The organism is Acinetobacter sp. PC34, assembly GCF_051789135.1.
GTDB classification, from domain to species: domain Bacteria; phylum Pseudomonadota; class Gammaproteobacteria; order Pseudomonadales; family Moraxellaceae; genus Acinetobacter; species Acinetobacter johnsonii.
On sequence record NZ_CP196664.1, the window covers coordinates 3,500,320 to 3,508,507 of the forward strand.

Below are 8,188 nucleotides of genomic sequence, written 5' to 3' on the forward strand. Positions count from 1 at the left end.
ATTAAAAAAAGCACCGTTTCAGGTGCTTTTTATCTGTATGTTTGAACTCTTATAAGCCCAGTTCACGCCACATATTTTCAATGGTGGTTGAAGGCACAGCGCCATTCACTTTAAAGCCATTTGAGAAAATAACCACGGGCGTCCCTTGTAAACCCAGACTACGACCGAGTTCAATGTTGCGCTCAATTGGATTGGCGCACGGTTTTTTCGACGTCGGTTGAGTCCCTTTCGCAATCAAATTTTTCCATGCGAGGGCAGGATCTGCTTCACAAAATACTTGTTTCGACGGTGCAATCGATTGCGCCTTAATAGCATAAATAAAAGTGTAGATGGTCACATCATTCAGTTTATTCAGCTCAGCCTCTAACTGCTTACAGTAAGGGCAGTTTGGGTCTGAAAAAACCGCCAATTGGCGTTTGCCGTTGCCTTTAACGCTTTTAATGGCATCTTTTAGCGGCAGCTTGTTCCAATCGAGCGAGTTCTGTTGCACATATAAGGCAGCACTTAAATTTTTCTGATCTTTTAAGCGTACCATCGAACCTGCAATCACATGCTCAGCCGCTTCGCCTAAATACACAATTTCGCCATCTAAAGATCCGCTATAAATGCCCGACATTTCTGTTTTTTGAATATTTTGAACATTAATATTTGGATAATTCTTTTTTAAGTTGGCTTGAACACTTTCTACGCTGGCCATACTCATGCTTGCAATTGCACTTGTGAGTAGTGCCAAACCCAGTTTTTTTATCATCACTTTTTGCTCTTTCAATCGGAGAACCACGGCGCTAGTGTAGAGCGTATTATTCAAGCATTGAATCATTTTTTCCACGGCTTTACCGAAACCCAACACGCCTTGCTTATGAACTGGCCAAAGTTTCACGTGGAACAGTTAGAGCCTTGCTATTAATTTCCACCGAGACATGAACAATTTCCTCATGAATCGAGAGCATTGCCCGCACGCGATCCGCAGTTAAGTCTACCGTCGTTTCTAAAGCCAAAATGCAGGAAAACTTGCCTTTGCCTACTTTCCAAACATGTAAATCAGTCAAGGTCGTCTGCGGTAGTTCTGCCAACACTTCGCGAATTTCATCCACCACATGATGATCCATTTCAGCATCTAACAAGGTTTTTCCCGTTTCTTGCATTAAGCTCAATGCCCATTTGGCTACCAGTATTGATCCCACGATTCCAAGGGCAGCATCGAGAAAATCCCAGCCCAAATATTTACCAAAAATCAGCGCAATAATGGCAAAAATGGAAGTCACTGCGTCTGCCACTACATGCATAAATGCAGCTTTCTGATTTAAATCATGATGATGGCTATGTACTTCTGATGCATGATCATGAGCGTGATGGTGATGGTGATGGTGATGGTCACCATCGTGCAGCAACCATGCACAGATTAAATTCACCAATAAGCCTAAAATCGCAATTGGAATCGCTTCGTTATAATGAATTTGTACAGGCGAGAATAGACGCTGAATCGAGTGAAAAGCCATAAAACCCGCCACTATCATCAGCAAAATAGCACTGCTGTAACCTGCAAGAATTTCAATTTTCCATGTGCCGAAACTAAAGCGCTGATCATGGGCATAATGCCGTGCAGCACGATAAGCAAAATAAGCCAAACCCAGTGCCAACATATGCGAACTCATATGCCAACCATCCGCCAGCAAAGCCATTGATTGGAAAATCCATCCACCAATCACTTCTAATAACATCATGACTGCCGTTAAAATGGTCGCCATTAAAATCCGTTTTTGTGCCAGTGGATTACCGTCATCAAAATGATGCGTATGCTGACGTGATGGGGTATTTTGCATTTAAAATCATTCACCAATATACTCCCCCTTAGTATATTTATTTTTGGAGCAATGTGTTGAGTCATTTGCATGAAGATAAAAAAATTTTAAACCGTGTGAAGCGCTTACAAGGGCAGGTCAACGCCGTTGAACTCTCGATTACATATCCCGATGCCAGTTGTATCGACGTTTTACAACAAGTCGCTGCTATTAAAGGCGCGGTCAATGGGCTGATGAATGAACTGGTTGAAGCACACTTACGCCATCATGTATTAGCACAAGCTGAACAGGTCAATGAAGAAGAGTTGGCTGAGTTCTTAAAACTGCTGAAACGCTATGGCTAAGTTTTATTGCGTTCTTTTTCAAGTTTTTAGTTGACCATTTTTTCCACAAACCGATACACTGTTGCTCTCTATCCTTTTTCTCTTGGGCATCAAAATATTCTTGTTTTGACCGAGAGAGCCGCATGGCATTTGCATGACAACAAGCACTTCTTGGCGTCCATTTTGTATGGTCAGCCTCGCCTTAATGATGGGAACGATGGGGACTGCCTTAGCCAGTCCACTTTACCCGCTGTATCAAGCCTTATGGCATCTGGTGCCGAGTCAGATCACCTATATTTTTGTGGCTTATATGTTTGGTTGTCTCGCTACTTTACTGTTTCTCGGCCGGACCAGTAATAGCATTGGCTATTTACGCACCTTACAAGTAGGGTTGGTGTTTATCAGCATCGGGTTGGTGATTTCCGCTTATGCTTCTGATGCTCTCATCTTATCTTTGGGGCGCTTTATTATTGGTATTGCATCTGGTTTGATGACCACTTCGGCCTTACTGGGACTGATGTATACCGTGCCCAAAAGCCATCAACAGATTGCGCCGCAGCTCAGTTCGATTATTACCGCAGTAGGTTTTGGCTTAGGCCCGCTGATTGGTGGCCTGATAGCTCAATTTTCAGAATACCCTTTGGTCAGCCCTTATCTACCGGTCATTCTTGGTGCTGTACTGTGTTTCTTTGGTTTATTTTGGGTTGAGTCTCCCACATTTACCGCACAGCCCTTTAGTATTGCCCCAAAGCTACTCCGACCAGAAGTGCAATATCATCAGTTGTTTTTGATCGTTGGATTTACCGCATTTAGTGCCTTTGCCGCGTTTAGTTTATTTGCATCCTTATCCCCGTCATTTGTGCGGGATATTTTGCCGTGGCACGGCCCCCTTATCAGCGGTTCAGCCATTACCAGCATTCTCATTGTCTCTGCCGTGGTGCAGTATTTTGCCAGAAGTATTCCTGCATATAAGTGCCTCAACTATGGCTTAATTACCTTGATTGCAAGCTTAGGCATTTTGGCGCTGTGTATGCTATTTCAACTGAGTGCATTTTTCTTTATCAGTGATTTTCTCGTTGGTGTCGGACATGGCCTGACCTTGATTGGTTCCTTTGGTCTCATTCATGCCATGACCAGCTTAGAGAATCGTGCTGCGGTGATGTCGACTTATCTTTTTATTGGTTATTTGGGTACGATTGTGCCTATTGTAGCTGTGGGTTATCTGGCAGATCACTTTGGATTAAGTTTCGGGGTCATTAGCTTTAGCATTGTCATCGCTTTATTGTGTTTTTATCTGTGGTTTGCGCATAAGGGCAGTATACGTCTGGCTTAAAGATCAAAAGCCCTGATCAGAGGGCTTTTTCATCAATAGCAGTGTTATTTTCCAATACAGAATGATCCAAAAATTTTCCCAAGCAAATCATCCGCACTAAAGTCCCCTGTAATTTCACCGAGGGCATTTTGCGCCAAACGTAGCGACTCTGCGACCAACTCACCTGCGTTATACACCACCAATTGTTCACGAGCTTCAGCAAGGTAAAGCTGAGTACGTTTCATTGCGTCTAAATGGCGTGTACGCGCAATAAAGGTATCTTCTTCTGGCTGGAAGCCTGCATGCGCTGTAATCGCTTCTATGAGTGCTTGAACGCCAGTTTCTTGCTTTGCCGAAACCATAATACGACGGAAGCCATTAAAATCTTCGATATGCGATGTTGTTTCCATCAAATCACACTTATTACCAATCAGCATTAAACGTTTCGGTTCAATATGCTCAGCAAAATATTCTTGCGCCAGTTTGAGTGGGTCTTCGCCTTGGCTTAAGTCATAGACTAAAAGTAACAGGTCGGCTTGCTCAATTTCTTTAATGGCACGACGAATCCCTTCTTTTTCTACAATATCGCCGGTTTCACGTAAACCCGCAGTATCGGTTAAGGTAATGGGTAAACCATTCAGGGTAATTTTTTCATGTAAGACATCTCGCGTCGTACCTGCAATATCCGTCACAATGGCGCGTTCAATGCCCGCTAATGCATTGAGCAGTGATGACTTACCCGCATTCGGTTTCCCTGCAATCACCACTTGTAAACCTTCACGCAGCAACTGTCCTTGACGAGCCGATTGTTGCACTTGATTCACAGCAGACGTAACACCATCTAAAAGATTTAAAATTTTCCCGTCCGCAAGAAAATCAATTTCTTCTTCAGGAAAATCAATCGCAGCTTCCACATGCAAACGTAGATGAATCAATTGCTCCAACACACGATTCACTTTAGTTGAAAATGCGCCTTGTAATGAACGTACCGCAGAACGTGCAGCCGCTTGAGACGTCGCATCAATCAAGTCAGCGATTGCTTCAGCCTGTACCAAATCCAGTTTGCCATTTTCAAAAGCACGCATGGAAAACTCACCGGCTTTTGCTGCAATCGCACCAAGCTCCAACAAACGCCCCAGTAAAGCATTTTGAATGACAGGGCCCCCATGACCTTGCAACTCAACCACATCTTCACCAGTAAACGAGTTCGGGTTCGGGAAACAAATCGCTAAGCCCTCATCCATCACTTCGCCAGACGCATCATAAAACTGGCGAAAACCAGCAAAACGCGCTTTCGGTAAGTCTTTTTGGGTCAAGGCCTGTGCAATCTCATATGACTTGGGACCAGATAGGCGAATGACCCCCACACCACCACGCCCAGGTGGTGTTGCAATGGCAGCAATCGTGGTTCGGTTGTACATAACATTCACCTAAAAAATCTTAAAAGTCACACAATGAAAAATCCGCCTAAGATTACCATCTTAAGCGGATTTATTCAGCTTTTCGCGAAAAGTTGCCTCGATTAACTCGACGCACTTTCCTTATTCAAACGATCTTTTTCAACAGATTTGTTGATCAAGGTCTGCTGAATAATCGTGATACTGTTGTTGACAATCCAGTACAACACGAGACCCGCAGGGAAGAACAACATAAAGACTGTGAAAACAATCGGCATGATTTTGAAAACTTTCGCTTGCATTGGATCAGCCGGTTGTGGATTTAAAGACTGCTGAATGAACATCGTTGCGCCCATTAACAGCGGTAAAATAAACCACGGATCCATCGCTGACAAATCTTGAATCCAAAGTAACCATGGCGCATGACGAAGCTCAACAGACTCCATCAACACCCAGTACAACGCAAGGAAGATTGGCATTTGTAATAACAATGGCAAACAACCCGCAAGCGGATTGACTTGTTCACGTTTATACAGTGCCATCATTTCTTGAGAGAAGCGCATGCGGTCTTCACCGAACTCTTCTTTCATACGCTGCATTTCAGGTGCAATGACACGCATTTTCGCCATTGAGCGATAGCTCTTAGACGACAATGGCCAAAGAATCAGTTTCACCAAGACCGTTAACAAAATAATTGCCCAGCCCCAGTTACCCACTAAACCGTGGAAGAACTCAAGACCCAAGAACAATAATTTCGCAATTGGCCATAACCAACCATAATCAACAGTTTGGTTTAAACCAGTTGCCAGCTCTTTCAACTCAGATTGAACTTTAGGACCTGAATAGAAAGTCGCATCAATCTCAGCCACTGTACCGGCAGGCACAGTAATCGTCGGCGAAGTAAAACCAATGATATTCATATCATCCGTTGACTTACGCGACTCTAATTTCGCGACATAAGGTTGACCATTGGCTTGCGTCAATTTTAAGTCACCAGGAATCCAAGCACTCACAAAGTAGTGCTGAACCATAGCAACCCAGCCGCCTTTCGCTTCAACATTCAATTTTTCTTCATTGAAGTTAGCAAATTTAAGCTTGTTATAATGTTCTTCAGGCGAACCCCAAGCACCACCTAAGAAAGTGCCCAGCGTGAAAATACCTTGATCCGATTTGCCTGGATCATCAGAGTTGTCACGTTTGAGTTGACCAAACATTTGACCCTGCCAGTTTTGACCACTGCGGTTCACCACTTTATGGTTCACAACAACAGGATATTCACCTTGCTTAAAGGTAAAGGTTTTAATGATTTCCACACCATCAGCTGTTTTCAGTACCATCGGTACGGTTAACACTTTGATGCTTTTTCCATCTTCAGTTTGAACCGCTTTGGCATCATTCAATGTATAAGCAGATTTTTCAATCTCATACATTGGACGACCGCTACGGTTACTGTCTGGACCATTAAGACCAATTAAACCAGACTGCGCCACATAAGTACGTTTTGCATCACTTTCAAGCATGACAAATGCTTCGTTACTGTCTTTGCTCTTGTCATGGTTTAACAATTCAATACGAACAATATCACCACCTTTAGGATTAATCCAAAGATGATAAAGGTCAGTTTGTACTGAAATAAGCTGTTGATTTACAGATGCTTTTGCTTCTGTAGCTGGTTGCTGAGTCGCGATATTTGCTTGTGGCATATCAGACGCTGCTGAAGCCGTTTGAGCATTTGGCAAATCTGCAGATACTTCATGTGAAACTGCTGCAGCCTGTTGTGGCTGTGGCTGAGTTTCAGCATGTCCATAATCTTTTTGCCAAGCCAAAATGAGCAAATAAGCGACAACAAACATGGCCCCGAGAATGGCAAACCTGGCCCATTGTTGCATATCGATTACCCCAAGTGGTTAGAGTGATTTTGGTTCAAGAAACAATCACGAAAGGGTACAGCAACCAGATGCTTTTGAGAATCTATTTGCTGAAAAGAGATAAAACGAATCCTTTTGTTTGGAACAGGGTCATACCCCGAACCACCCCAAGGATGACAACGGCAAATACGTTTAGTAGCCAACCACACACCACGCACAGCACCATGTGTATGGACTGCTTCCAATGAATATTGAGAACATGTAGGGATATAACGACAACGCGGTCCAAGTAAAGGACTAATCGCAATTTGATAAAATCGAATTAACCAATGCAGTAACCGGACCATTGGCCATCTCTACTTTTGCAGGGAGGGAGCTATTTTTTGATGCTTTTTGGCAAGACGTTGTAATTTTTGCCAAGCAAATTGTAATTGCTGGTGCAACTCTGCATTAGGCACTGTTTCTATCCCCATTTTAGGCATAACCACAATATCTAAAGTTAATTGCTGTTGATGCAAGCGAAAACTTTCGCGAGCCAAACGTTTTACTCTATTTCTTTCGTGTGCACGACGCACTTTCTTTTTAGCAACAACAATACCCAAACGACTTTGAGGTTGTTCGGTCAGTTTTGCTAGAAATAAGAAATGGGGCTGATGCACTTTAAAAAGCGCACCATCGAAGACACTCTTATAATCGGCAGCACAGCGAATACGAACCTCTGTGCTGAAGCCATAAAGTGTAGTCATAACACCCAAAATCGTTTAAGCGTTAACTATTGATTAAACAGTTAAGCTGTGACGACCTTTTGCACGACGACGAGCTAATACTTGGCGACCAGCTTTAGTAGCCATACGAGCACGGAAACCATGAACGCGCTTACGCTTTAATTCAGATGGTTGGAATGTACGTTTCATATCGAAACTCCAAAAATGATCATTCAATGAAGGTTCGCGAGTTTAGTGTTCATTGCTTGAGCTGTCAATGGAAAACCGATTTTCTTGTGAAATTAAGCCTTTTTATTTGTAACAGCAGTTTGAGCTTGCTCTTTTCTCGAAAACATTTAAACAACTGCACTTTTTCCTTATACACAACCTAGATTATTGTTTATTAAAGTGATATAAGTTACCAACAAGATTACCCACACAATTATCCACAAGCCTTTAAATTCACTTGCTGTGCATGTTTTTAAATTTAAATTCATTTTGGATCTCCAGTTATCCCCAGAAAACAGGTCTCTTATAAATAAATTCAAATTTATAAATTTAAATTTATTACTATTAGGGTGGTCTTTTTCTGTGGAAATGACACTTTTTTAATTATAAAACAATAAAATATGGTGTGGATAAGATTGTTTTTATGAAATTAATAGTTTGTGGATAACTTTGTGCTATATTCTATCCACAGTTTGCGGATAAACTTATCCACACCAGTATTTGAATTTAAATTTATTTTCATAAGCAGGCTTTTTGAGCAATATCTGCAGAAT

The 8,188-nt window shown here is 42.4% G+C and carries 9 protein-coding genes; 2 read left to right on the forward strand and 7 right to left on the reverse strand.

Going from position 1 to position 8,188, the window contains the following annotated elements; genetic code table 11:
• Positions 1-49: 49 nt before the first annotated feature.
• Positions 50-751: a DsbC family protein gene (locus tag ACSC9N_RS17010; RefSeq protein ID WP_005401779.1), complete on the reverse strand. Its 702-nt coding sequence runs from the start codon at positions 749-751 to the stop codon at positions 50-52.
• Positions 752-857: 106 nt separating this feature from the next.
• On the reverse strand, positions 858-1,823 hold the full coding sequence (gene dmeF / locus ACSC9N_RS17015) for a CDF family Co(II)/Ni(II) efflux transporter DmeF (RefSeq protein WP_395474968.1): 966 nt from the start codon (positions 1,821-1,823) through the stop codon (positions 858-860).
• A 56-nt stretch (positions 1,824-1,879) separates the two neighbouring features.
• Here dmeF and ACSC9N_RS17020 point away from each other — a divergent pair, with 56 nt between their 5' ends.
• Together ACSC9N_RS17020 and ACSC9N_RS17025 are read left to right on the forward strand one after the other, a co-directional pair.
• Positions 1,880-2,146, forward strand: coding sequence for a metal/formaldehyde-sensitive transcriptional repressor (locus tag ACSC9N_RS17020; RefSeq protein WP_395474969.1), 267 nt, complete (start codon positions 1,880-1,882; stop codon positions 2,144-2,146).
• Positions 2,147-2,279: 133 nt separating this feature from the next.
• Positions 2,280-3,458: an MFS transporter gene (locus ACSC9N_RS17025; protein ID WP_434056447.1), complete on the forward strand. Its 1,179-nt coding sequence runs from the start codon at positions 2,280-2,282 to the stop codon at positions 3,456-3,458.
• A 44-nt stretch (positions 3,459-3,502) separates the two neighbouring features.
• Here the strand turns inward: ACSC9N_RS17025 and mnmE are convergent, their stop codons facing one another.
• From mnmE to rpmH, 5 genes are all read right to left on the reverse strand, one after another.
• Entirely contained in the window at positions 3,503-4,858 is a 1,356-nt protein-coding gene (gene mnmE, locus ACSC9N_RS17030; protein ID WP_439036094.1) for a tRNA uridine-5-carboxymethylaminomethyl(34) synthesis GTPase MnmE, read from the reverse strand.
• A gap of 101 nt (positions 4,859-4,959) precedes the next feature.
• On the reverse strand, positions 4,960-6,723 hold the full coding sequence (gene yidC / locus ACSC9N_RS17035; protein ID WP_004697434.1) for a membrane protein insertase YidC: 1,764 nt from the start codon (positions 6,721-6,723) through the stop codon (positions 4,960-4,962).
• Positions 6,724-6,728: 5 nt separating this feature from the next.
• The gene (yidD, locus tag ACSC9N_RS17040) at positions 6,729-7,049 is read right to left on the reverse strand and encodes a membrane protein insertion efficiency factor YidD (protein WP_004977726.1); all 321 of its coding nucleotides are present in this window, start codon (positions 7,047-7,049) and stop codon (positions 6,729-6,731) included.
• A gap of 9 nt (positions 7,050-7,058) precedes the next feature.
• Positions 7,059-7,448: a ribonuclease P protein component gene (gene rnpA, locus ACSC9N_RS17045; protein ID WP_039890852.1), complete on the reverse strand. Its 390-nt coding sequence runs from the start codon at positions 7,446-7,448 to the stop codon at positions 7,059-7,061.
• A 33-nt stretch (positions 7,449-7,481) separates the two neighbouring features.
• Complete coding sequence (gene rpmH / locus ACSC9N_RS17050) at positions 7,482-7,616, reverse strand: 50S ribosomal protein L34 (RefSeq protein WP_000831329.1); 135 nt, start codon at positions 7,614-7,616, stop codon at positions 7,482-7,484.
• Positions 7,617-8,188: the final 572 nt, after the last annotated feature.